The sequence below is a fragment of the Cellulomonas timonensis genome (assembly GCF_900046455.1).
Classification (GTDB): domain Bacteria; phylum Actinomycetota; class Actinomycetes; order Actinomycetales; family Cellulomonadaceae; genus Cellulomonas_A; species Cellulomonas_A timonensis.
Map to the genome: position 1 here is coordinate 82384 of NZ_FCOT01000011.1, position 21789 is coordinate 104172.

Here is a 21789-nt window from a genome sequence, read left to right on the forward strand (position 1 = left end):
AGCAGGTCCGACGCGCGCTCGTCCGGCGGCGGGTTCTCACCCCGCGGGCTCGGGGTCCGTCACGTCGGCCACCTGCGCGCCCAGCGCCTCCACCAGCGCGTTCCCGTCCACCGTGGCGCCGACGCCGTGGCCACCGGCGCCGATGGACACCTCGTGCCCCAGCACATGCTCGTCGGCCACCACCGGCCAGGCGCGCAGCGAGCCGAACGGCGTGATGGTGCCGCGCTCGTAGCCGGTGACGTCCTTGGCAGTGGCCGCGTCGGGCATCGACAACCGGTTCACGCCCAGCAGGGCGCGCAGCTTGGGCCAGGAGATCGCCCGCCCGCCGGGGACGAGGACGAACAGGTAGTCGCCCTCGCCGCGCCGCACCACGATCGTCTTGATGAGGGCCCCGGGCTCGACCCCGCGGGCCGCCGCGGCCTCCACCAGGGAGGACACCCGGCCGTGCCGGACGATGACGTGGTCGATCCCCGAGGCCGCGAGCGCCTGGGCGGCCCGCTCCTCGCCTGACACGTCGACAGGTCCGGGCTGCGCGTCTGTGTCGCTCATGGCGCCAGCGTCACACATGTCCCTGTCGAGGGGCGCCCTCGGGCGCCGTGACCGCGAACAGGTCGCCCGGCTGGCAGTCGAGCGCGTCGCAGATCGCGGTGAGGGTGCTGAACCTCACGGCCCGCGCCCGGTCGTTCTTCAGCACCGACAGGTTCGCCACCGTCACGCCGGTCAGGGCGGCGAGCTGGACCAGGGTCAGGCTGCGCGCGTCGAGCAGGTCGCCGAGGCGGCAGGTGACGCGGTGGGCTGCGGCGTCGTCGGTCACACGAGGCCTTCGACGTCGGCGGCCAGGCGCGCGCCCCGCTGGGTGGCGGCGGCGAGGACGGCGAGGAGTGCGGCGATGACCACTGGCCACCAGGCGACCTGGAGTGCCGGCTCGAGCCAACCGTCGGGCATGTCGAAGGCGCCGTGGGCGGAGGGGATCGTCAGGGCCTCGATCGCGGCGATGGCGCTGGGCGCCGCCAGCATCGGCCCCGCGGTGGCAAGCAGGCCGCCCACCAGGGCGAGCGCGGCGGCAACGGCCAGCCCGCGCGCGTTGCCGCGGGCGAAGGGGCGACCGTGGGCGGTCGCGCGCAGCACCGGGATCAGCACGAGTCCCATCGCGCCCCCGACGACGAAGCCCACCCACATCGGCATCGCGCCCAGGAGCGAGGCCGTCGCGCCGAGGTCGTGCGTCTCGGCCAGGAGGCCGCCAGCGCTGCGCACCGGGAGGGCGGCGCCACCGTGCCACTGCTCGGGCGACGCTGCTGGACCGCAACTTCCGCCATCCAGGGCCCACCCCTCGACGCAGGGCAGGACGACGTCCTGGTGCGCGGGCGCCTCGGCGGTGAGGCGCACCGGCACAGGGGTGCTCACGCTGCCGCCCATCGACATGAACGCCAGGACCACGCCCACGGTGATGGCCAGCCACGCGGCCACCGTCAGGGCGCCCACCCCGAGGGCCGATGTGAGCGTCCGCGTCCTGCGCGGTGGCGCGTCCAGTGCTGTCGTCATCGACCTGCTCCGTCTCGATCGTCGGGGCACTGCTTCCTGGAGGGGCATATCGACAATCGAGATGCCCACCTTGAGCGCCTCCGTCAGAACGGCATCGTGACGGTCCGCTCCGGACCTCGCACGACGCCCATCGCGTTCATCGCGACCACGCGGTAGGCATACGTCGTCCCGGGGCGCAGGCCACGTAGCGATACCGACACCGACTTCTCGAACATCGCGTCGACCTGCGTCCACCCCGACCAGGCGGGCCACTGGCCCGTCGGAGCCCACTCGAACCACACCTGCGTGGGCAGCCGGTGCGGATGCACCAGCGCCCGCAGCGTGATCGAGGTCGAGGTGCGGTCCTCCCACCAGGTCGAGGACGTGGTCGGAGGGCCGGCCGTGCCGAACGCCCGGCTCAGCGTCGAGGTCCCAGCCTCCGTCGACGCCGTCACCGTCCACGTGTACGACGTGCCCGGCAGCAGGTCGACGAGGCTGTGGGTGAGCGCCCGCGAGTACGTGACAGGTGGGACGGTCAGCCAGGCCTCCCCCGTCCCGCCCGGGCCGCCGTCCCCGCCAGCGGTGGGCGCCCACGCGATGCGCACCGTCGCCTCATACCCCTGCGGCGACACCCACGCCTTAAGTTCCGCGCTCGTGGCGTCGACGACGCCCTCGGCCATGCTCACCTTCGGCTCGGGCGCCGAGGTCACGGTGAGGACGTCGGAGGCCATCGCGCCGCTGGCGTCCATGACCGTCAGACGCGCCTCGAAGCTCCCCGCGGCATAGGTGTGCGCGTGCGCCGCAGGAGGGGCGCCGACACCCTGGACGACAGGCGAGCCGTCACCCGGGTCCAGGCTCCACGACGTGATCCCGGCGCCGCTCACCGACCCCGAGCCGGTGCTGCGCGAGCCGTCGAACGTGACGCCCAGCGGCGCCGAGCCGTGGGTGGTGGACGGCATGAGCCACGCCGACGGGCGCCCGTGGGTCTCTGCCGCCCGGACCGCCTGCAAGTACCCCGCGAGCGACTCGGCCGACGAGTCCACCCACCACGCGCACGTGCCGTGCTGGTGGAAGATCGACACCGCCTTGACCTCCGGCCACGTGCCCAGCGTCTGGAGCGCCTCCGTGTACCAGCGGGCCTTGCGCGTGGGATCGGCCGGGTCCTCGACCGAGCCCCACTCCGCAAGCATCAGCGGCTTGCCGTGGTCCTGGGACCAGCGGCGGAACGGGCCCGCCACGTCGGCGAGGGTGCGCCACGCGGGCGGCTTCGACGGCGCGCAGCCATGCCAGTTATACGGGTCGAGGGCCAGCCAGTCGACCACGTCGTCACCCGGGTAGAACGCGTCGGCCCCCGCCGTCGACGGCGCCGACCCGAAACTGCCCGGCGTCACCACCCACGTCCACGCCACGTTCGTCACCCCGGCGTCCCTCATCACGCCGACGTAGTGCCGCCACGCCGCCCGGAACTCCGCAGGCGAGCCATGCCCCGTGGCGATATCCGCCTCGTGGTGGAACACCAGGAAGAGTGGCTCGGCCAACCCGGCGATCCCCGCCGCCCGCGCCGCGATCTCCCCGTCATGCTCACCCGCCGCGATCGACGACCACGAGATCTTGCCGCCGTCGAGCCGTCGCGGCTCGATCGACAACACCGGCGTCCGCCCCCGCCGCAGCGTCGTCACCACCTGCGCGGGCGGCATCGGCTCATCCCACCGCGCGAACCAGCGCTGCAGGTCCAACTTGCGGCCCGTCGCCTCCTCGAACGCCGACACCGCGGCCTCCGAGCCCCGGTCGTCACGCGGCTGCACGAACGCGCCCACCAGCATCCCGGTCGCGGGGGTGAGCAGTTCCGAGGCGGTGGCCGCGCGCTCGACAGCAGGCGTCGGGGCCTCCGCGGCGCTGCCCACCCCCAGCGTCAGGCAGGCCGCGACCAGCACGGCGGGCAGGGGGATCGAGGTGCGGCGACGATGCAGCGGCATGACGGCTCCCGGGGGGTGGAGACTCCTACCCTCCCGGTCGGCAGCCCAACGCGCACATGAAGGAAACAGGGACGCCGTGTCGATATCGACCCGGCCGTCACCGCGGACGACACGTCGTTGTGCGCGCGGCCCTCTGGTCAGCTAGCGAGCCGGGACATCACGAGGCGATTGAGTGAGACGCCCTGCTCGGCAGCTTCCGTCACCAGCCTGCGGTGCACCTCGGGGGGAACCCGAACCTGGAAGCGGCCAGAGTACGAGCGATCCGCAAGGGGCGGCGGTACCGCTTCACCGTTGGCGCGCAGATCGTTCAGCACGCTGCTCAGAAGCGCCTCGACACCGTGCAGCGCACCCTCACGGTCGCTGTCGAGCCATGACAACGAAGGAAACTCGACGACGGTCGCGACGTAGGCGTCATCCTCGCCGGACCATGTGATGCGTACGTGTAGTGAGAACGAGGTGCCGACGATCGGCTCGTCTAGTGCGGGCTGCCAGCGGTCAGCGCACCAGGCGCCCATCTTCGATGGCCACGGTGTCGGCGTCCCAGCCGCGCCGCAGCCACCGGTCGTGGGTGGCGACGACCACCGCCCCGGGCCAGGCGCCCAGCGCGTCGGCGAGCTCCTCGGCGAGGGTCAGCGAGATGTGGTTCGTGGGCTCGTCGAGCAGCAGCACCCCGGGCGCCCGGGCCACCAGCAGCGCGAGCACGACGCGTCGACGCTGCCCGACGCTGAGCTCCCGCAGCGGCCGGTCGAGGTCGCGCGGCGCCACCAGCCCCAGGTCGGTGAGCGGCGGGGCGCCCGGCAGGTCGGCTGTCACGAGCTCGTAGACCTGGCGGGGCGTCCGGGCGTCGTCGGCCAGCCCGACGTCCTGCTCCAGCAGGGCGACCTCCACGCCGCGCGCCCGGTGGACTGCGCCCTCGGCCGGGTTCAGGTCGCCGGCCAGCAGGTGCAGCAGCGTGGACTTGCCGGACCCGTTGGCCCCGGTCACCAAGAGCCGCGCGTCGGACGCCAGGTCCAACGCGTCGACACGCAACCGACCGGGCACCACGGCGCCGCGCACCTGGACGGCGAGCGATCCGCCGCCAGCGCCATCGGGCCGGCGGGGCATGGCAAGCCGCAGCGGTGTCGGCGGCCGTCGCACCTGCGAGGCCTCCAACTCGTCGAGCCGGCGTTGCGCGTCGCGGACCCGGCGGGCCACCTGCTGCTCCACGCGGTCGCCGATCATGCCGAAGGACATCTTGTTGTTGTCCCGCCGGGGCGCGTGGTGCCCGACGGCGCGGGACGTCACGCGCACCGACTGCCGCAGCGCGGCGCGCTCCTCCCGCTCGGCCAGCCAGCGCTCCTCCCACCGCTCGCGCTCGATCCGCCGGGCGTCGAGGTAGTTGCTGTACGTGCCGCCGTACAGCGTCGGCCCGTCGATCGAGGGGTCGAGGTCGAAGATCTCAGTGCACACCTCATCGAGGAACACGCGGTCGTGGCTCGCGAGCACCACGGCGCCGGGCAGGTCCCGCAGCGCGGCGGCCAGGAACTCCGCGGCCTCGTCGTCCAGGTGGTTCGTGGGCTCGTCCAGCACCACCGCGGACGGTCGCCGCACCAGCACCGCCGCAAGCGCGAGCCGGCTCCGCTGACCGCCCGACATCCGCCCGGACGCCCGGTCCCGTGGCACCTCGGCCAGTCCTAGCCCGGCGAGCACCACCTCGGCCCGCCGATCGGCGCCCCACACGTCCACGGCCTCAGCGCGGGCCAGGGCGCGCTCGTAGGCCCGGGCGCCCACACCATCGGGATCGTCGGCGAGCGCGGCGGCGGCCGCTTCGAGCTCCGCCTCCACCGCTCGCACGTCGGCCAGGGCGTCAGCCATCACCTCCACCACGGTCGCGGACGGGCCGAATGACGACTCCTGCCCCAGGAACACCAGGTCGGGCGGGCGGGAGACGGACCCTGAGTCGGGCTCCTCCACCCCGGCCAGCAGCCGCAGCAGCGTGGACTTGCCGATGCCGTTCTCGCCGACGACGCCGACTCGGCGCCCGGGATCGACGGACAGGCTCACACCGTCCAGCACGCGATGCGCGCCGTAGAAACGGGTCAGGGACTCGGCCCGCAGCACGGGGCCGGAGAGCCCAGCGGGACCGGAGAACACAGCGGGACCGGAGAACACAGCGGGGAAGGACGCAGAAGACAAGTGATCACCACCAGCGCGCCGCGGCCGGGGCGGGCGCGACGCAGAGAGTCGGGAACGGACTCGGGGCGGATCACAGGCGCATGTCGAGGACCTTAAGCAGGCCGCGCCTCCGGCGTCCAGGCGTTTTCCCTCACGCGGGCAGCGGCCGGAGCCAGCCTCTGAGCGTCTCGGCGAGCTTCGCGACATCGTCGAGCTCCCCGGCGGCGATGCTCAGCACCAGGTCGATCGCCTCGGCATGGGGCGCCTCGATGAGGCGCCCGTTCATCTCGTAGAAGACTGCCGTCGACACCCAGCCGAGCCGCTTGTTGCCATCGACCAGCCCGTGGTTGTGCACGACCGAGAGCAGCAGGGCGGCCGCCTTCTCGTCGAGAGTCGCGTACGCGTCCTCTCCGAACACTGTGGCCCGGGGGCGCGCGAGCGCCGACTCCAGGAGCCCGTAGTCCCGCACCTCGGGGTCGTGCCCGAGGATCGCCGCCCCGAAGAGCAGGAGATCCTGCAGCTCGAGGTAGGTCGGGATCACGCGAGGGCGTCCAGGATCGCCTTGTCGCGCTCGAGCACCCGCGCGAGGGCGGCGTCACGACGTCGGTCCCGGTCGGACGTGTACCGCTCGACCGCCTCGACGATCACCGCGTGCTCGGAACGGTGCTCCCGGGCAGCGGTCTCCTTGACGCGCGCCTGGAGCTCGGGCGAGAGACGGAGCGTGGTAGCCATCCCCACATGCTACCGACCGACATCACGCGGTAGCACACACGGAGGGTCACGCACGCGAGGACCCATGTCCCGCCGGGCGCTCAGGCCCCGCCGCTACCGTCGAGCCGTGCCCACCATCGATCGCGCCCGCCCTGCGCCCCGATCCCGCCGCCGGTCGCCGGGATGGGTCCCGAACCAGCACGGCGCGTGGGCGATGCTGCTCGTGCCGTTCGTCGTGGGCGCCCTGCACTCTGGCATCGCGTGGCGGCAGCTCCCGCTGCTGGGGGTGTGGCTCGTCGGGTACTTCGCGTTCTTCGCGGCAGGGCTGTGGCTGAAGTCCCGGCGCAAGGCCCGCTACCTGCCGCCTGTGCGCGCCTACGGCATCGCGACTGCGGCGCTCGGCCTGCTGGTGGTGGCGGTCGCGCCCGAGCTGCTGCGCTGGGTCCCGGTGTACGCGCCGCTGATGGCGGTCAGCCTGTGGTGCTCCTGGCGGCGCCAGGACCGCTCGTACCTGAACGACGGCGTCACGATCGTCGCGGCCTGCCTGATGACCGTCGTCGCGGCGGGCGTCGGCGCCAACGCGGGAGGCAGTGACGCGTGGCTGCCGGGGGCCGATCAGCCGGGGATCTGGCTGCTCACCGCGCTGCTGCTCGCGTACTTCGGCGGGACGGTGCTGTACGTGAAGTCGCTGATCCGCGAGCGCGGCAACCGGGCCGTCTACGCCGCGTCCGTCGGGTATCACGCGCTGGCCACCGTGGCGGCGGCTGTCGCGCAGCCGTGGCTCGGCCTGGTGTTCGCGCTGTTCACCGTCCGGGCGGCGCTGGTGCCGCGGCTGTGGCCCGGCGTCACGGCCCGATGGATCGGCATCGGCGAGGTCGTCGCCAGCCTCGTCCTGACGACGGCGTTGCTGGCGCTCGTCTGACCGCTGGACCGCCCGACGCCGCCACCGAGAGTGCCGCCGATCGCAGCCCGTCTTCTCAGGGAGTCGGGCTCATGCTCGCCGGCGTGCCGCCCGGAGAGATCGGCAGGGCCTCCCCCGCGAGGAGCTTCTCTCCGCCGGCCACCTTGGCCTCCCACGGCTCGTTGTCCCACAACGCGGCGAGCACCTCCGCGTCCTCATATCCGTAGCCCGCGTCGGAGAAGGCGTTGGCCGCCTGGACCTCAGGCTCGAGGGGCACGGGATCCTGCATGGGCGGCGGCACGATCTCACCGTCCAGGACCTTCTGGCCGATCAGCGCCTTGGTCTCGGTGACGTCTGTGCCCCAGAGCTCGCCGATCTGCTCGGCGTCGGTGAAGGTGTAGCCCGCCCCCGCGAAGGCCTCCCACTGCGCCCGGCTGAACCCGTCGGGCATGGGCGACCAGTTGACCCCGACCGCCTGCACGGCGTTCTCGACCACCCGCGCGACGTTCGAGTAGGGATCGGCGGCGGCCGCGGCGCCCGCGCCCACCACGGCCAGCGTCGAGGTCACGACGCCCGCGACGACGATCTTGGCGCCGCGACGAGCGGTGTCGCCGGTGGGCCGGGTGGTGGCGAGCCGGTCCTCGATGCGCGCGGCCACAACAGCGGCATCGGGTGCCGCGACCTCGCGTGAGCGCAGGGCCCGGTCGATCCGATCCATCAAGTCGGCGTCCGGTCCGAGTGGGCTCTGGGGGACGTCACCGTCGTCTGAGCCATCGATGGCTCGCAGGTGGGTGCTCATGGCTGCTCCGTGGTGGTCGAGTGATCGGTGGCGCGCAGGGTGGCCAACGCCCGGGAGGCGTGCGAGCGGACGGTGGCGGCGGAGGTGCCCAGGACCCTGGCGATCTCCAGGTCGGCGAGGCCCTCGTAGAAGCGGAGCACGAGCACTGCGCGCTGGCGCGGGGGCAGCGCGGCCAGGCGCCTCCACATCGCGTCGTCCTCAACCACGCGCCGGGCGTGATCCTGCGCCGGGTCGGCGTGGGCTGCGAGGACGTCGTCGGCCGCGACGTGAATGGTGCGCACGTGCCAGCGGCGACGCCAGGACAGATGCTCGTTGGTGACCATCCGTCGCAGGTACAGGTCGGGGCGGTCCATCATCGCGATGCGGTTCCACCGGACGTGGGCGCGCAGCAGCACCTCCTGCACCAGGTCGGCGGCGGTGTGGCCGTCTCCGGTGAGCACCGTGGCGTAACGGAGCAGCCCAGGGAGGTGGGCGTGCACCACGTCGTCGAGCCGCTGTCCGGAGCTCGCCGCGCCATGTCCGTCGTCACCCTCGACGGGCTCCTCCCGCATGGACCGCCACGGCAGCACACGGGGGATCGCCGCACTGTCTGGCCGGGCCGATTGAGTCCACGTGCTCATCGGCGCACCCCCAGAAGGTCGTCGAGCGCGCCCTGCGGGTCGCGCGCTGCCGAGCGGTCCGGGCGCGGGATCGGGCGGGGGTCGAGGCACCGGGTCAGCAGCGCCTCCACCAGGGCCGCGCGCCGCACGATGGAGTGGCCGTCCAGGTCACCGGGCAGGATGCGCACCTCCAGGGTGTCGCGCACTGGCCGGTCGGTCAGCAGCTGCTTGAGGTTCACGTCGGCGAACTTGGTCACGCCCGCCCCCTGCGCCGCGTCCCGCATGAGAGCCCACGCGCTGCGATCGCCCGCCTCCTGCCACGGGAGCTCGACCAGGTCCACCAGCTCCTGCGTCAGCGGCGCCACCCGGCGGCAGTCGGGGTTCGCGCCAAGCGCCGTCCACAGCTCTTCGCGCCAGTGGCCGAACAGGCGCACCACGTTGGCGAACGACTCCGGGCGCCGGAAGGGCGCGCCGTCCACATGCAGGTGCACCGCGGCCTCGCGCGGGACGGTGAAGCCGAGCTCGCGCGCGGGGCCGAGCAGCCGCTCCAGCGACAAGGCGTGGTGGGACTCGAGCGGTGGCGTGACGATCTCGCAGGGGCGCTCGCGCCCTGGCGGCAGGGTCATGGCCACCGCCACGGTGGCGCCGGCGGAGTCGTTCACGCGGGCCGCCCCGGGGAGCCCGTCCACGCGGGCGCCGAACAGCTCGGCCAGCGGTTCGAGCACTGTGGCCAGCGGCGCGTATGGGTCGGTGTGCCGCTCGATCAAGCGCAGCAGACGCCCCTCGTCGCACAGGATGCGGTACCAGTCCCGACGCCCGGGCGCCCCCGGATGCCCGGGCGTCGGAACGAGGTCCCGCTGGATGGTGATGTCGTCCACCAGGCGCGCGACCGGGCCGCCGCGCTCGTCGACCACGTCGAACGCCGGGGACAGGTGCCGGAACACCCCCACGCCCGGCACCGCTGACGGCTCGCTGTCGACGTGGAAGGACCGCCGCACCCGCCCAGCGCACCGCGCCGCGAGCTCATCCGCCAACGTCTGCCGGTCGGCCCCGGCGGGCGCCAGCAGCTCGATCTCGAAGCCTGTGCGCAACAGCAGTTCTTCCACGTCGATGTCATCTCCTCGCGAGCAGTTCAGGGGCGCCGGGGTGGGTCAGGAGGTTGCGGTCACTCCGCGACGCCCGGCTGCCCGCTGGGCGGCACGGGCAGGGTCTCGCCCGCGAGGAGCTTCTCGCCCGCGGCGACCTTGGCCTCGTAGGTGTCCTCCGAGCTCCACAGCGCGGCGAGCTCCTCAGCGTCCTCGTAGGTGTAGCCGGCATCCCAGAACGCGGCGGCCGCTGTGGTCGCCGGGTCCTCGACCTCGGGGGTCGGGGCGCCCAGCTCCGCCTGCTTGCCGTCCAGGATCAACTGGCCCGCCCGGGCCTTGACCTCGAACGTGTCCTCGAGCTGCCACAGGTCGCCGAGCCTCGCGAGGTCCGTCGTGGAGTAGCCCGCGGCCCAGAACGCGTCGGCGGCCGCGGAGCGGTCGTCCTCGAGAGTCGAGGCTGCCGCGATGTCCTGCTCGCCGGCGACCTCCTCGCTGATGACCGTCTCGCCGCCAGGCTGGGCGCCGCCGCCCGAGTTCAGCCCGGCGGCCATCGCGACGCCGCCTCCGGCGAGCGACAGGCCAGCGGCGACGACACCAACGGTCATCCAGCGGCGGCGCGGGCGGGCCTCGCCCTCGGCAAGGGCGGGCGTCGGGGTCGTGGTGGTGTCGTTCATCGATCCTCCAGGTGTGTCGCGAACGTGCTGACCCTCTGAAGACGCGGCTCGACGCCCAGGTGTGCAGTCCTCTTCGCACGTCTTGCGATCGGCCAATGTACGAGGCTCGCATCCCGCGAGGTGGGGCGATCCGGGCATAGCGTCTCGGCATGGCCACGTCGATCGGGTCCGCGCACGACATCCGGCTGCGCGACGGGCGGACCCTGCGCGCCTATGACGCGGCGTCTGGCCACCCCGATCACTCCGACCGCGTGACAGTGGTCTGGCACCACGGCTCACCACAGAGCGGCGAGCTGCTCGGGCCGCTCGTGACCACGGCGGCAACCCTCGGCGTCCGGCTCGTGTCCTACGCCCGCCCCGGGTACGGCGGGTCCACCCCCGCTCCAGGCCGGGACGTCGCCGCGGCGGCCGATGACGTGGCACAGCTCGCCGACGCGCTCGGCGTCGAGCGGTTCGCGGTGATGGGCGCCTCGGGTGGCGGCCCGCATGCGCTGGCCTGTGCGGCGCTGCTGCCGGAGCGGGTCACCGCCGTCGCCTGCCTCGCCGCCATCGCCCCGCCGACCGGGGGCGAGGCCTGGTACGCAGGGATGGCGAGCCCGGAGGGCCTCCGGGCGGCCGCCGCTGGAGGCCGGGAGGCCCGCGCGCGGCATGCGGAGGATGCGGAGTTCGACCCGGCGTCCTTCACCGACGCCGACTGGGCCGCACTAGCCGGGGAGTGGGCGGCACTGGGTGACGACGCCGCGCATGCCGGCCAGGCATGGCCGGGCGGCCTGGTGGACGACGACGTGGCGTTCGCGCGGCCCTGGGGGTTCGACGCGGCGCAGGTCCGTGCGCCCGTGCTCCTGGTGCAGGGCGGCCGGGACCGCGTGGTCCCCACCCGGCACGTCGACCTCCTCGCGGCCGCGCTGCCCGCTGCCGAGGTCTGGCGGCGGCCCGACGACGGCCACATCTCGGTGCTCGGCGCCTGCCCGGACGCCATGGCCTGGCTCGTGGCGCGGACCTGACACCGGCGGCGCATTCATGGGCCGAATATGTTCTGCATCAACCGAGGCGATATTCATCCCCTGACTTTTCCATCCGTTGACGAATGGCCGCGCATTTCCGTCGGCGCTCCCGGCGCAGACAGCACAATGCCCAGCAGTCTTCGCGGACTGCTGGGCAGAGGTGGTCTCGTTCGGGCCGCCAGACGGCCCCGCGCATCAGCGCACCAGCGGCGTCATCCCTGAGAGGGCGATCAGATGGGCCATGTCGCGGCGTTGCGCGGCGGTGAGAGCCCGGCTCGAAGGGACGGATGGACGGCGGCGTGCGCGGCGGACAGGGGTGGCGTCCGACTTTCGCGAGGTGAGGGTGTTCACGCTCCGAACAATACTGATTCCCCACCCTGCCGGCGATTGTATTTCTTCTTCCCGAATGTGTTCTCGGGCACATTCGCTACGGGCGCCGGTGGCGCATGGGCGGCGCGGCCCCCGACCAATGACAGTCCCGCACCGGGCTGCGCGTGGCCCAGCTCGCCGTGAGGCCCGCGCACGCGAACCCCGTCACGGGCACGCGCCGGAGATATGTGGGCGACGGCCCGCAGGTTCACCTGGGAGAATGGGTCGTCGTGAGCACCGCCGGAGAGGACCAGCCGAGGCCTGAGGGCGCCGACCCCGGTTCCCGCCCGGCTCGGCGGCGTCGCCCTCCCCGTCGGCGGCCCGGCTCCGACAAGCGCACCGCTGTAGCCGAGGGCCACACCCCGCAGGCAGGCGCTCGCACCGATCGGCCTCGGCGCACCGACACGTCCCGCGACGACACGCACCGTCGCGAGCGCCGCGCCGCCGCCCGACGCGCCGCCGTCGTCCCGCCCATCAAGTACCCCGAGCAACTCCCGGTCTCGGCACGCCGCGAGGACATCGCGGCGGCGATCCGCGACCACCAGGTGGTGATCGTCGCGGGCGAGACCGGCTCGGGGAAGACGACGCAGCTGCCGAAGATCGTGCTCGACCTGGGTCGGGGCCGCGAGGGGCAGATCGGGCACACGCAGCCGCGGCGGATCGCGGCGCGCACTGTCGCGGAGCGCATCGCCGACGAGTTGGGCACGTCGATCGGCGAGCTCGTGGGCTACCAGGTGCGGTTCACCGACGAGTCGAGCGAGCGGACGCTCGTCAAGGTGATGACGGACGGCATCCTGCTGGCGCAGATCCAACGGGACCCGATGCTGCGCGGCTACGACACGCTGATCATCGACGAGGCGCATGAGCGCTCGCTCAACATCGACTTCCTGTTGGGGTATCTGACGCGGCTGCTGCCGCAGCGCCCGGACCTCAAGCTCATCATCACGTCGGCGACGATCGACTCGGAGCGGTTCGCGCGGCACTTCGCCGGCCCGCCGACTCCCGAGCACCCGGAGGGCGTGCCGGCCCCGGTCATCGAGGTCACGGGCCGCACCTACCCGGTGGAGGTCCGCTACCGCCCGCTGACGCCTGACCCCGAGCCGGAGCCGGAGCCTGGGGCGTCGGGTGCGCTCAAGGCAGCGCCCCGTGGCGCCAAGAAGCGCGAGGTCGAGGACCGCGACCCGCTCACCGCCATCTGCGAGGCCTTCGACGAGCTTGCCGCCGAGGGCCCGGGCGACATCCTGGTGTTCTTCTCAGGCGAGCGCGAGATCCGCGACGCGGAGGAGGCGCTGCGCTCGCACCTGGGCGAGCGGGCCACCGACCTGCGCCGGCCCGACGCCGTGGAGATCCTGCCGCTGTACGGGCGGCTGTCGGCGGCCGAGCAGCACCGGGTGTTCCAGCCGCACGGCAACCGCCGCGTGGTGCTGGCCACCAACGTCGCCGAGACGTCGCTGACCGTGCCGGGCATCCGGTACGTGATCGACCCGGGCACGGCGCGCATCTCGCGGTACTCGAAGGCCACGAAGGTGCAGCGGCTGCCCATCGAGCCGATCTCGCAGGCGTCGGCGAACCAGCGCTCGGGCCGGTGCGGGCGCGTCGCGGACGGCATCGCGATCCGGCTGTACTCGCATGAGGACTTCGAGTCGCGGCCGGAGTTCACCGAGCCGGAGATCCTGCGCACGTCGCTCGCGTCGGTGATCCTGCAGATGATCGCGGTGGGTGTGGCGACCACGCCCGACGACATCGCGAAGTTCCCGTTCGTGGACCCGCCGGACACGCGCGCCGTGCGCGACGGCACGCAGCTCCTCACCGAGCTCGGGGCTCTCGGCGCGGACGACGAGGTGGGCAAGGGGCTCACGAAGGTGGGCCGCGACCTGGCCCAGTTGCCGATGGACCCGCGCCTGGGCCGGATGATCGTCGAGGCGGGCCGCCGCGGGGTCGCCCGCGAGGTCATGATCATCGCCGCGGCGCTGTCCATTCAGGACCCGCGCGAGCGCCCGATGGAGCAGCGCGCCCAGGCCGACCAGCAGCATGCGCGATTCGCCGACCCCACGTCGGACTTCCTCACGTACCTGAACCTGTGGCAGTACCTCAAGGAGCAGCAGCGCGAGCTGTCCGGCTCGGCGTTCCGCCGCATGTGCAAGGCCGAGCACCTCAACTACCTGCGCATCCGCGAGTGGCAGGACGTGGTGACGCAGCTCCGCGAGCTGGCCAAGCCGCTGGGCATCGTGGTGAACCCGCCGCCGCAGCGCACCCCGCCGCCAGCCGCCGCGGCATCGGGCATGGCCGCTGCCGCCGCTGGACCCCGACGTCGCACCGCCCCCGGCGCGGCCCAGACGGTGCTCGACTCCGACACCGCCGACGGCCCCGGCACGCTGCGCCTCGACTGGGATGCCGACCGGATCCACATGAGCCTGCTCGCGGGCCTGCTCAGCCAGATCGGCATGCAGGAGGCCACTGAGGTCCCCCCGCCCGCCGCCCAGCGCGGCAGGAAGCCCGCCGGCCGCCCGGACCGCCGGGGCCGCAACGAGTACATCGGCGCGCGCGGCGCCCGGTTCGCCATCTTCCCGGGATCGGCCCTGGCCAAGCGCCCCCCGGCGTGGATCATGGCCGGCGAGCTCGTGGAGACGTCCCGGTTGTGGGCCCGCGACGCGGCGCGCATCCAGCCCGAGTGGGCCGAGGAGCTCGCCTCGCACCTGGTCAAGCGCGTGTACTCCGAGCCGTCGTGGTCCACGAAGCAGGGCGCGGCGATGGCGATGGAGCGCGTGCTGCTCTACGGCGTGCCGATCGTGGCCGGGCGCCGGGTGCTGTACGCGAAGCACGACCCCGAGCACGCGCGCGAGCTGTTCATCCGGCACGCGCTGGTCGAGGGCGAGTGGACCACGCACCACGAGTTCTTCCACGAGAACCGCCGCCTGCTCAAGGAGGCGGAGAGCCTCGAGGCCCGGGCCCGCCGCCGTGACCTGGTGGTGGACGACGAGGTGCTGTTCGCCTTCTACGACGAGCGGATCCCCGCTGACGTGGTCTCCGCCCGGCACTTCGACACCTGGTGGAAGACGGCCCGGCGCACCGACCCCGATCTGCTGACCTTCACCCGTGAGCTGCTCGTCGCCGACGACGGCGCCGTGGTGAGCGAGGCGGACTTCCCCGCGACGTGGCCGCAGGGCGACCTGGAGTTGCCGCTGACCTACCAGTTCGAGCCCGGCACGGACGCGGATGGCGTCACCGTCCACATCCCGCTGGTGCTGCTGGCCCGCGTGCGGCCCGACGGCTTCGGCTGGATGGTGCCGGGCCTGCGCGAGGGGCTGGTGACGGCCACGATCCGCGCCCTGCCGAAGCCGGTGCGCGTGCAGCTGGTGCCGGCGCCAGACGTCGCGCGCGGTGTGGTCGCGTGGTTCGACGAGCATCTGGCGAGCTGGGAGGACACGGTCCGCGCCGCCGACCTGGCGCCGTCCTTCCATGAGGCGTTCGCCCAGGCGGTCCGCGCGTTGCGCGACGTCGAGGTGCCCGAGGACGCGTTCGACGACGAGCGGCTGCCCGCCCATCTGCGCATGACGTTCCGGGTGGAGGCGGAGCGCGGGCAGGTGGTCGAGGAGGGCAAGGACCTCATCGGGTTGCAGCGCCGGTTGGCGCACCGCACCCAGGACGCGGTGAGCAGCGCCGTGCGCACCGCGGTGCGCGATGCGATGCGCGAGGTGGGCGGGGCCGGGCGCCGGGGCGCGAAGGGCGCCGCGTCGGCCGACAGCGCGATGTCCGACACCGCAGCCATCGGCGGCGGCCGTGCGCCTGCCGCACCCGGCTCCACTGCTGGGGCGCCCGCGACCCCGGCCGCCCCGCTCTCCCCGGGCATTCCGGAGCGCACGGGCCTGACGACCTGGCCCGACGACCTGCCCAACGGCGCCCTGCCGCTGACCGTCGAGACGTCCGGCCCCGGCGGCCTGCGCGTGCGCGGCTATCCGGCGCTGGTCGAGGAGCCCGGCGGCGGCGTGGCGCTGCGCGTCATGGCCGATCCGGCCACCCAGGTCGTCGAGCACCGCCGTGGCCTGCGGCGGCTCCTGCTGCGCGAGGTCGGGCTGGCGACGCCCCGCGTGACCACGCGCTGGTCGGGGCAGCAGGCGCTCACCCTGGCCGCGAGCCCGTATCCGAGCACGGAGGCGCTGGTGGCGGATGTGCAGCTCGCCGCCGTCGACCATCTCCTGGCCGAGCATCTGGCCGGGCGGCCCGCCACGGAGATCCGCACGTCAGACGCGTATGCCGCGCTGCGGGCGTTCGTGCGGGACCGGCTCGAGGACACGGTGCACCGGATCGTCACCGACCTGGTGGCGGTGCTGGGCGCGTCGCGTGAGCTCGACGCGGAGGTCCGCGCGTCGACGAGCATGGCCCTGCTGGCCACGTTGCAGGACGTCCGCGAGCAGGCGGCCCGGCTGGTGCACGTCGGCTTCGTCTCCGAGGTGGGAGCCTCGCGGCTGCCGCATCTGGCCCGGTACCTGCGCGCGGCCCGGCACCGGCTCACCAAGGCCGCCGCCAACCCGGACCGTGACGCGTCCATGGCGTGGACGGTCGCCGAGCTGACCCGCGAGCACGCGACGGCCGTGGCGCGGGCCGAGGCGACGGCGACCCACGCCCAGGCCGTCGACCCCGATCAGCGCGCGGCGCTGGACGCGGTGCGCTGGATGATCGAGGAGCTGCGCGTGTCCCTGTTCGCGCAGCAACTCGGCACCGACGGCCCCGTCAGCGAGAAGCGCATCCGCAAGGCCCTCGCCGAAGCCTGACGGGCCCGTTCGGGCGGCCGTGCCACGCCACCGGGCGCACCGCGCCACGCCACCGGGCGAAACTCGGCGACACACCGGGTGAGGTTGCGTGGTGGCGCTCCCACGCCTGTGGGCCCCGCACTACAGTGCCCGCATGAACACCCGGCCCGACCGCGACGACGCGGACCGCGAGGCGATCGACGGCGCCACCGGGGCGAGCTCTGCGCCGCCCACGGAGGAGATCCTCATCGCGGTGCACCAGGGCCTGGCCAGCGTCCCGGCGGGCTCGCCGCACTCGTGGTTCGAGGTCCCGCGCCAGCGCACACCTGCTGCCGCACCGAAGATCGGCCGTCGCCGCACCTCGTGAGCGAGGCGCCGCGGTGAGGGCCGGCATGTCAGCCGACGGCAGCACAATGACCCCATGCCGTCCGACGCCGAAGCCGCCCCACTGACAGCCGCACCCCTCGCACCGGCTGACGCGCGCTGCTTCGGTGACGGGAACCCGTTGTATGAGGAGTACCACGACACCGAGTGGGGCCGCCCGGTGCACGGCGAGCGCGACCTGTTCGAGCGGATCGCCCTCGAGAGCTTCCAGTCCGGCTTGGCGTGGATCACGGTGCTGCGCAAGCGTCCGGCGTTCCGGGCGGCGTTCGCCGACTTCGACGCGGCTGCTGTGGCCAGGTACGACGAGTCCGATGTGGCGCGGCTGCTCGCCGACGCGGGGATCATCCGGAACCGGGCCAAGGTCGAGGCGACCATCGCCAACGCGCGGGCGGTCCTGGACCTCGCGGAGCAGGGTCGGTCCCTCGACGAGGTCTTCTGGTCCCACGCCCCGGATCGCGCCGCGCATGTGCGGCCTGCCACCTGGGCGGACGTCCCCGCGGTGACGCCTGAGTCGCGCGCCCTGGCCCGGGAGCTCAAGTCGCTGGGCTTCCGCTTCATCGGCCCGACCACCGCCTACGCGGCGATGCAGGCGTGCGGCCTGGTGGACGACCACCTGGCGACCTGCCCGGTGGTGCTGGCCTCGTAGGCCGTCAGCGCACCGGCTCGACGCCCAGCTCGTCGAGCAGCGTGAGCACGCGCGCGCGGATCTCGTCGCGGATGGGGCGCACCGCCTCGATGCCCTGGCCGGCCGGGTCCGCCAGCGCCCAGTCCTCGTAGCGCTTGCCGGGGAAGATCGGGCACGCGTCGCCGCAGCCCATGGTGATGACGACGTCGGAGGCCTGCACCGCGTCGGTGGTGAGCACCTTGGGCTGCTCGGAGCGGATGTCGACGCCGTCTTCGAGCATGGCCTCGACGGCCACGGCGTTGATCTGGTCCGCCGGCGCGGATCCCGCGGAGCGGACTTCCACCGCCCCGCCCGACAGCGCGCGCAGGTATCCGGCGGCCATCTGGGAGCGGCCGGCGTTGTGCACGCACACGAACAGGGCGGAGGGACGTATCGACATGGCTCTATGTTCGCGCCGGTCAGCGCGCAGGCACAAGGCGCGCATCGATCCTGGTCGATTCCACAGACCTGCCGCGAAGCCGGATGGCGCGCGATAATCAGGAGGTAGTGGGACGACTCATCCGAAGCGGCCGCTCCACGAACGGCAGAATCTCGACCCGTGAGAACTGTTGCCCATATGGCGATATGGGCCTAGCATTGCGTCACCATCCAGAGCGGCCGAGAGACCTGGCTCGACGACGCCGCAGCAACCCCCCTCGTTCAACGCGGGTGTGGGTGCTTCCGCCAGGGTCGATGGAGCTGACCATGACCTGCATGGATCGTCGTCGTCCCGCGGCTGCGCCGCGCCCGGGCTGTCGAGCGCCCCGATGAGCGCCGCAGCGGAGAGCTGGCATGACGACATCGAGGTCGCCACGCGGGAGCACCTCGCGCTCATGGACCGCCCCACCGTGTCCTTCGAGCTCTACCCACCGCGCAACCCCGACGCCGCGCCCCGGCTCTGGGAGACCATCCAGGCGCTGAGCTCGGCCCGCCCCGACTTCGTCTCGGTGACCTACGGCGTCGAGGGCAAGACCCGTGACACCACACGCCGGCTCGTGCGCCGACTGCTGCGCGAGACGGCCCTGAACCCCATCGCGCATCTGACCTGCGTCGGAACTTCCCGGGCGGAGGTCGTCGAGGTCGTCGAGGAGTTCCTCGACGAGGGCGTGCGCTCCTTCCTCGCCCTGCGCGGCGACCCGCCGGCCGACCAGTCCGGCTGGCATCCCCACCCCGACGGGCTGCGCACCGCGGCCGAGCTGGTCGCGCTGCTGCGGCAGATCGAGGCCCGGCGCCGCGCGCAGAGCCCCGCGCAGGCCGTGCGGGCCACCGTCCGCCCGCTGTCGGTGGCGGTCGCGGCGTTCCCCCGTGGCAACGCGCCCGTGGGCAGCACCCGCGAGCAGGACATCGCCGCGCTGCTCGACAAGCAGTGCGCCGGCGCCGACTTCGCCATCTCGCAGGTCTTCTACGACCCGGCGTCCTACCTGGGCATGGTCGCGGAGGCCCGACGGGCCGGCGTCACCATCCCGATCATCCCGGGCATCATCCCCGCCACCGACCCGGGCCGCCTGCTCCGGCTCGAGTCGCTCACGGGCGTGCAGGTCCCGCGTGACCTGCTGGCCCGCCTGGAGTCCGTGGACGACGAGGTGGCGCGCCACCGGATCGGCATCCGAGCGGGCGTCGACCTGGTGAACGCCGTGCTCGACGGCGGGGCTCCGGGCGTCCACATCTACACGTTCAACACCCACCACGCCGCACTCGACCTGCTCGAGGGCGCACACCTCGGCGGCGGGGCCAGCACCGGCCCCCTCGCCCGACCGGCTGCCGGCGCGCCGCAGGTCACCCCCACCCAAGCCGATCACCAGACCTCGAGGGGCTGAGCATGACCACGAATGACACGACCGCCACGCCGGAGTTCCCGGCAGGCACCGTTCTCGGCTACCCGCGCATCGGGCCGCGCCGCGAGCTCAAGAAGGCCATCGAGGGCTTCTGGGCCGGACGCTCCGACGCCGCCGAGGTCGAGGCCGTCGCGGCCGACCTACGCCGTCGCACCCGCACCCGCCTGGCCGAGCTGGGCCTGCGCACCGACGTGCCCGCGATCCCATCCGCCTTCTCGTTCTACGACCAAGTGCTCGACGCGACGGCCCTGCTGGGCGCCGTGCCGGCCCGGTTCGCGGACCTGGCCGACGCCGACGGGCGCCTCGACCTGGCCGGGTACTCGACGGTCGCACGCGGCCGCGGCGAGGACCTGCCGCTCGAGATGACCAAGTGGTTCGACACGAACTACCACTACCTGGTGCCCGAGATCGGCCCCGAGACGGAGTTCCGCTACGCGAGCGACCGCCCGGTGCGCGAGTTCGCCGAGGGCCTCGCCGACGGCGTGCTGACCCGGCCCGTCATCGTCGGCCCGGTGACCTACCTGGCGCTGGCGAAGGCGACCGAGGGCTCCCCGGAGGGCTTCTCCCCCATCGACCGGCTCGCCGATGTGCTGCCCGTGTACGCCACGCTGCTGCGCGAGCTGCGCGCGGCCGGCGCCACCTGGGTGCAGCTCGACGAGCCCGCCCTCGTCTCCGACTCCGTGGACGTCCCCACCGAGCGGCTGCACGCGGCGGTCGCCGAGGCGTACCGCACGCTGGCCACGCAGATCCCCGCCGACGAGCGCCCCGCGATCCTCGTGGCCGCGCCCTACGGCGACCTCGACGAGGCGCTGCCGCTGCTGGCCGCCACGGATGTCGACGGCATCGCGCTCGACCTGGTGCGCGGCGGGCTCCCCGCCGAGGACGTGCCAGGCCTGGCGGGCAAGGTCGTCGTCGGCGGCGTCATCGACGGCCACAACGTGTGGCGCGCCGACCTGGGCGCCGCCCTCGACCGCCTCGAGGCGCTGCGCGTGGCCGTCGGCCCGGAGGCCACCGTCGCCGCCGGCACGTCGACGTCGCTGTTCCACGTGCCGCATGACGTCGAGGACGAGCCGGCGCTCGACCCGACGCTGCGCTCGTGGCTCGCCTTCGCCGACCAGAAGGTCAGCGAGATCGCGACGCTCGCCACCGGCCTCACCGAGGGCGGCCTCGCGGTGAAGGACCAGATCCTCGCCGCCGACGCCGCGCTCGCCACCCGGCGCAACGCCCCCGGCGTCGTCCGCCCCGAGGTCCGCGAGCGCGTGGCGGCCCTCGACGAGGACGCGTTCCGCCGTGGCGACTTCGCCGACCGCAAGGCCGCCCAGGCGGATCGCCTGCAGCTCCCGCCGCTGCCCACCACGACCATCGGCTCGTTCCCGCAGACCCCCGACATCCGCAAGGCCCGCGCGGCGCACGACCGCGGGGACCTCAGCACCGAGCAGTACGAGGAGGAGATGCGCGCGGAGATCCGCCGCGTCGTCGAGCTGCAGGAGTCCATCGGCCTGGACGTGCTGGTGCACGGCGAGCCCGAGCGCAACGACATGGTGCAGTACTTCGCGGAGAACCTCGACGGGTTCGCGGTGACGCAGAACGGCTGGGTGCAGTCCTACGGATCACGCTGCACGCGCCCGTCGATCCTGTGGGGCGACGTGTCGCGCCCGGCGCCCATCACGGTGGGCTGGACGCAGTACACGCAGTCGCTCACGAGCAAGCCGGTCAAGGGCATGCTCACCGGCCCGGTGACGATCCTCGCGTGGTCGTTCGTGCGGGACGACCAGCCGCTGGGCGACACGGCCAACCAGGTCGCGCTGGCCCTGCGGGACGAGATCGCGGACCTGGAGTCGGCGGGCATCGCCATCGTGCAGGTCGACGAGCCGGCGCTGCGCGAGCTGCTCCCGCTGCGCGCGGCCGACCACGCCGCGTACCTCGACTGGTCGGTGCGCTCGTTCCGGCTCGCGACCTCGGGGGTGCGCCCGGACACGCAGATCCACACGCACCTGTGCTACTCGGAGTTCGGCGAGGTCATCGGCGCCATCGACGGCCTGGACGCCGACGTGACGTCCATCGAGGCCGCCCGCTCGAAGATGGAGATCCTGGCCGACATCGCCGACGCCGGCTACCCGCGCGCGGTGGGCCCGGGCGTCTACGACATCCACTCGCCGCGGGTTCCCGGCGAGGCCGAGGTCACCGAGCTGCTGGAGGCGGCGGTCAAGTCCATCGCCGTCGACCAGTTGTGGGTCAACCCGGACTGCGGCCTCAAGACCCGCCGCTACGCCGAGGTCACGCCCTCCCTGGAGAGCATCCTCGCTGCGACCCGGACGGTGCGCGCGACGCTCTGACCTCCGCATGACATGAGCGTGGGCCC

Annotated in this window: 20 protein-coding genes and 1 riboswitch; of the genes, 7 read left to right on the plus strand and 13 right to left on the minus strand. The window is 73.4% G+C overall.

The features are described 5' to 3' along the window. Nucleotides 1-36 precede the first annotated feature (36 nt). From BN3788_RS05900 to BN3788_RS05935, 8 genes are all read right to left on the minus strand, one after another. Nucleotides 37-549 (minus strand): aminoacyl-tRNA deacylase, encoded by a 513-nt coding sequence (locus tag BN3788_RS05900; RefSeq protein WP_066583014.1) that lies wholly within the window; start codon nt 547-549, stop codon nt 37-39. Between the two features lie 10 nt (nt 550-559). After that, nucleotides 560-814, minus strand: a complete 255-nt coding sequence (locus BN3788_RS05905) for a helix-turn-helix domain-containing protein (protein WP_066583015.1) — start codon at nt 812-814, stop codon at nt 560-562. Then, nucleotides 811-1542 (minus strand): DUF2975 domain-containing protein, encoded by a 732-nt coding sequence (locus tag BN3788_RS05910; RefSeq protein ID WP_147525064.1) that lies wholly within the window; start codon nt 1540-1542, stop codon nt 811-813. The genes BN3788_RS05905 and BN3788_RS05910 overlap by 4 nt, the downstream gene beginning before the upstream one ends. Before the next feature lie 83 nt (nt 1543-1625). Beyond that, a complete protein-coding gene (locus BN3788_RS05915) occupies nt 1626-3497 on the minus strand; it encodes a hypothetical protein (RefSeq protein WP_066583023.1) in 1872 nt (623 codons plus the stop codon). 137 nt (nt 3498-3634) lie between these two features. Next, nucleotides 3635-4012 carry a type II toxin-antitoxin system HicB family antitoxin gene (locus tag BN3788_RS05920; protein WP_066583025.1) on the minus strand — a complete coding sequence of 126 codons (378 nt, stop codon included), beginning with the start codon at nt 4010-4012 and terminating at the stop codon, nt 3635-3637. Then, a complete protein-coding gene (locus BN3788_RS05925) occupies nt 3993-5630 on the minus strand; it encodes an ABC-F family ATP-binding cassette domain-containing protein (protein WP_066584286.1) in 1638 nt (545 codons plus the stop codon). The genes BN3788_RS05920 and BN3788_RS05925 overlap by 20 nt, the downstream gene beginning before the upstream one ends. A gap of 172 nt (nt 5631-5802) precedes the next feature. Beyond that, nucleotides 5803-6192 (minus strand): type II toxin-antitoxin system death-on-curing family toxin, encoded by a 390-nt coding sequence (locus BN3788_RS05930; protein WP_315969740.1) that lies wholly within the window; start codon nt 6190-6192, stop codon nt 5803-5805. Then, on the minus strand, nt 6189-6383 hold the full coding sequence (locus BN3788_RS05935) for a ribbon-helix-helix domain-containing protein (protein ID WP_066583027.1): 195 nt from the start codon (nt 6381-6383) through the stop codon (nt 6189-6191). Before BN3788_RS05935 ends, BN3788_RS05930 begins: the two co-directional genes overlap by 4 nt. A 106-nt stretch (nt 6384-6489) precedes the next feature. Between BN3788_RS05935 and BN3788_RS05940 the strand changes: the two genes are divergently transcribed. Then, on the plus strand, nt 6490-7284 hold the full coding sequence (locus BN3788_RS05940; protein WP_234346508.1) for a YwiC-like family protein: 795 nt from the start codon (nt 6490-6492) through the stop codon (nt 7282-7284). A gap of 55 nt (nt 7285-7339) precedes the next feature. On the opposite strand, the gene BN3788_RS05945 is transcribed toward BN3788_RS05940, so the two are convergent. Genes BN3788_RS05945 through BN3788_RS05960 form a run of 4 tightly spaced genes read right to left on the minus strand, consistent with a single transcriptional unit; the run spans nt 7340 to nt 10420 of the window. After that, nucleotides 7340-8062 carry a hypothetical protein gene (locus BN3788_RS05945; RefSeq protein WP_066583043.1) on the minus strand — a complete coding sequence of 241 codons (723 nt, stop codon included), beginning with the start codon at nt 8060-8062 and terminating at the stop codon, nt 7340-7342. Next, entirely contained in the window at nt 8059-8682 is a 624-nt protein-coding gene (locus BN3788_RS05950; protein WP_234346509.1) for a SigE family RNA polymerase sigma factor, read from the minus strand. Before BN3788_RS05950 ends, BN3788_RS05945 begins: the two co-directional genes overlap by 4 nt. Next, nucleotides 8679-9767, minus strand: a complete 1089-nt coding sequence (locus tag BN3788_RS05955) for an amidoligase family protein (RefSeq protein ID WP_066583045.1) — start codon at nt 9765-9767, stop codon at nt 8679-8681. Before BN3788_RS05955 ends, BN3788_RS05950 begins: the two co-directional genes overlap by 4 nt. A 59-nt stretch (nt 9768-9826) precedes the next feature. Beyond that, nucleotides 9827-10420 carry a hypothetical protein gene (locus BN3788_RS05960; protein ID WP_066583046.1) on the minus strand — a complete coding sequence of 198 codons (594 nt, stop codon included), beginning with the start codon at nt 10418-10420 and terminating at the stop codon, nt 9827-9829. Nucleotides 10421-10569: 149 nt separating this feature from the next. Here BN3788_RS05960 and BN3788_RS05965 point away from each other — a divergent pair, with 149 nt between their 5' ends. The 4 genes from BN3788_RS05965 to BN3788_RS05980 all read left to right on the plus strand — a co-directional run bounded on the left by BN3788_RS05965 (nt 10570) and on the right by BN3788_RS05980 (nt 17574). Continuing rightward, the gene (locus BN3788_RS05965; RefSeq protein WP_066583048.1) at nt 10570-11424 is read left to right on the plus strand and encodes an alpha/beta fold hydrolase; all 855 of its coding nucleotides are present in this window, start codon (nt 10570-10572) and stop codon (nt 11422-11424) included. 599 nt (nt 11425-12023) lie between these two features. Then, entirely contained in the window at nt 12024-16565 is a 4542-nt protein-coding gene (gene hrpA / locus BN3788_RS05970) for an ATP-dependent RNA helicase HrpA (protein WP_187138363.1), read from the plus strand. A 133-nt stretch (nt 16566-16698) separates the two neighbouring features. After that, nucleotides 16699-16911 carry a hypothetical protein gene (locus tag BN3788_RS05975; RefSeq protein WP_147525065.1) on the plus strand — a complete coding sequence of 71 codons (213 nt, stop codon included), beginning with the start codon at nt 16699-16701 and terminating at the stop codon, nt 16909-16911. Between the two features lie 54 nt (nt 16912-16965). Further along, entirely contained in the window at nt 16966-17574 is a 609-nt protein-coding gene (locus BN3788_RS05980) for a DNA-3-methyladenine glycosylase I (RefSeq protein ID WP_066583051.1), read from the plus strand. Nucleotides 17575-17578: 4 nt separating this feature from the next. On the opposite strand, the gene BN3788_RS05985 is transcribed toward BN3788_RS05980, so the two are convergent. After that, the gene (locus tag BN3788_RS05985) at nt 17579-17992 is read right to left on the minus strand and encodes an arsenate reductase ArsC (protein WP_066583053.1); all 414 of its coding nucleotides are present in this window, start codon (nt 17990-17992) and stop codon (nt 17579-17581) included. 202 nt (nt 17993-18194) lie between these two features. Then, nucleotides 18195-18292: riboswitch (SAM riboswitch) on the plus strand. Nucleotides 18293-18359: 67 nt separating this feature from the next. On the opposite strand from BN3788_RS05985, the gene BN3788_RS05990 reads away from it, so the two are divergent. Further along, nucleotides 18360-19409, plus strand: coding sequence for a methylenetetrahydrofolate reductase (locus BN3788_RS05990; protein WP_066583055.1), 1050 nt, complete (start codon nt 18360-18362; stop codon nt 19407-19409). Nucleotides 19410-19411: 2 nt separating this feature from the next. Beyond that, nucleotides 19412-21763 (plus strand): 5-methyltetrahydropteroyltriglutamate--homocysteine S-methyltransferase, encoded by a 2352-nt coding sequence (gene metE, locus BN3788_RS05995; protein ID WP_187138364.1) that lies wholly within the window; start codon nt 19412-19414, stop codon nt 21761-21763. The last annotated feature ends 26 nt before the right edge of the window (nt 21764-21789 follow it).

Excerpts from the sequence above, each read along its gene's own strand:
- BN3788_RS05900 (WP_066583014.1), bottom strand. The coding sequence starts at position 549 with ATGAGCGACACAGACGCGCAGCCCGGACCTGTCGACGTGTCAGGCGAG.
- BN3788_RS05910 (WP_147525064.1), bottom strand. The coding sequence starts at position 1,542 with ATGACGACAGCACTGGACGCGCCACCGCGCAGGACGCGGACGCTCACA.
- BN3788_RS05915 (WP_066583023.1), bottom strand. The coding sequence starts at position 3,497 with ATGCCGCTGCATCGTCGCCGCACCTCGATCCCCCTGCCCGCCGTGCTG.
- BN3788_RS05920 (WP_066583025.1), bottom strand. The coding sequence starts at position 4,012 with ATGGGCGCCTGGTGCGCTGACCGCTGGCAGCCCGCACTAGACGAGCCG.
- BN3788_RS05935 (WP_066583027.1), bottom strand. The coding sequence starts at position 6,383 with ATGGCTACCACGCTCCGTCTCTCGCCCGAGCTCCAGGCGCGCGTCAAG.
- BN3788_RS05945 (WP_066583043.1), bottom strand. The coding sequence starts at position 8,062 with ATGAGCACCCACCTGCGAGCCATCGATGGCTCAGACGACGGTGACGTC.
- BN3788_RS05950 (WP_234346509.1), bottom strand. The coding sequence starts at position 8,682 with ATGAGCACGTGGACTCAATCGGCCCGGCCAGACAGTGCGGCGATCCCC.
- BN3788_RS05960 (WP_066583046.1), bottom strand. The coding sequence starts at position 10,420 with ATGAACGACACCACCACGACCCCGACGCCCGCCCTTGCCGAGGGCGAG.
- BN3788_RS05965 (WP_066583048.1), top strand. The coding sequence starts at position 10,570 with ATGGCCACGTCGATCGGGTCCGCGCACGACATCCGGCTGCGCGACGGG.
- BN3788_RS05975 (WP_147525065.1), top strand. The coding sequence starts at position 16,699 with ATGAACACCCGGCCCGACCGCGACGACGCGGACCGCGAGGCGATCGAC.
- BN3788_RS05980 (WP_066583051.1), top strand. The coding sequence starts at position 16,966 with ATGCCGTCCGACGCCGAAGCCGCCCCACTGACAGCCGCACCCCTCGCA.
- BN3788_RS05985 (WP_066583053.1), bottom strand. The coding sequence starts at position 17,992 with ATGTCGATACGTCCCTCCGCCCTGTTCGTGTGCGTGCACAACGCCGGC.
- BN3788_RS05990 (WP_066583055.1), top strand. The coding sequence starts at position 18,360 with ATGAGCGCCGCAGCGGAGAGCTGGCATGACGACATCGAGGTCGCCACG.
- metE (WP_187138364.1), top strand. The coding sequence starts at position 19,412 with ATGACCACGAATGACACGACCGCCACGCCGGAGTTCCCGGCAGGCACC.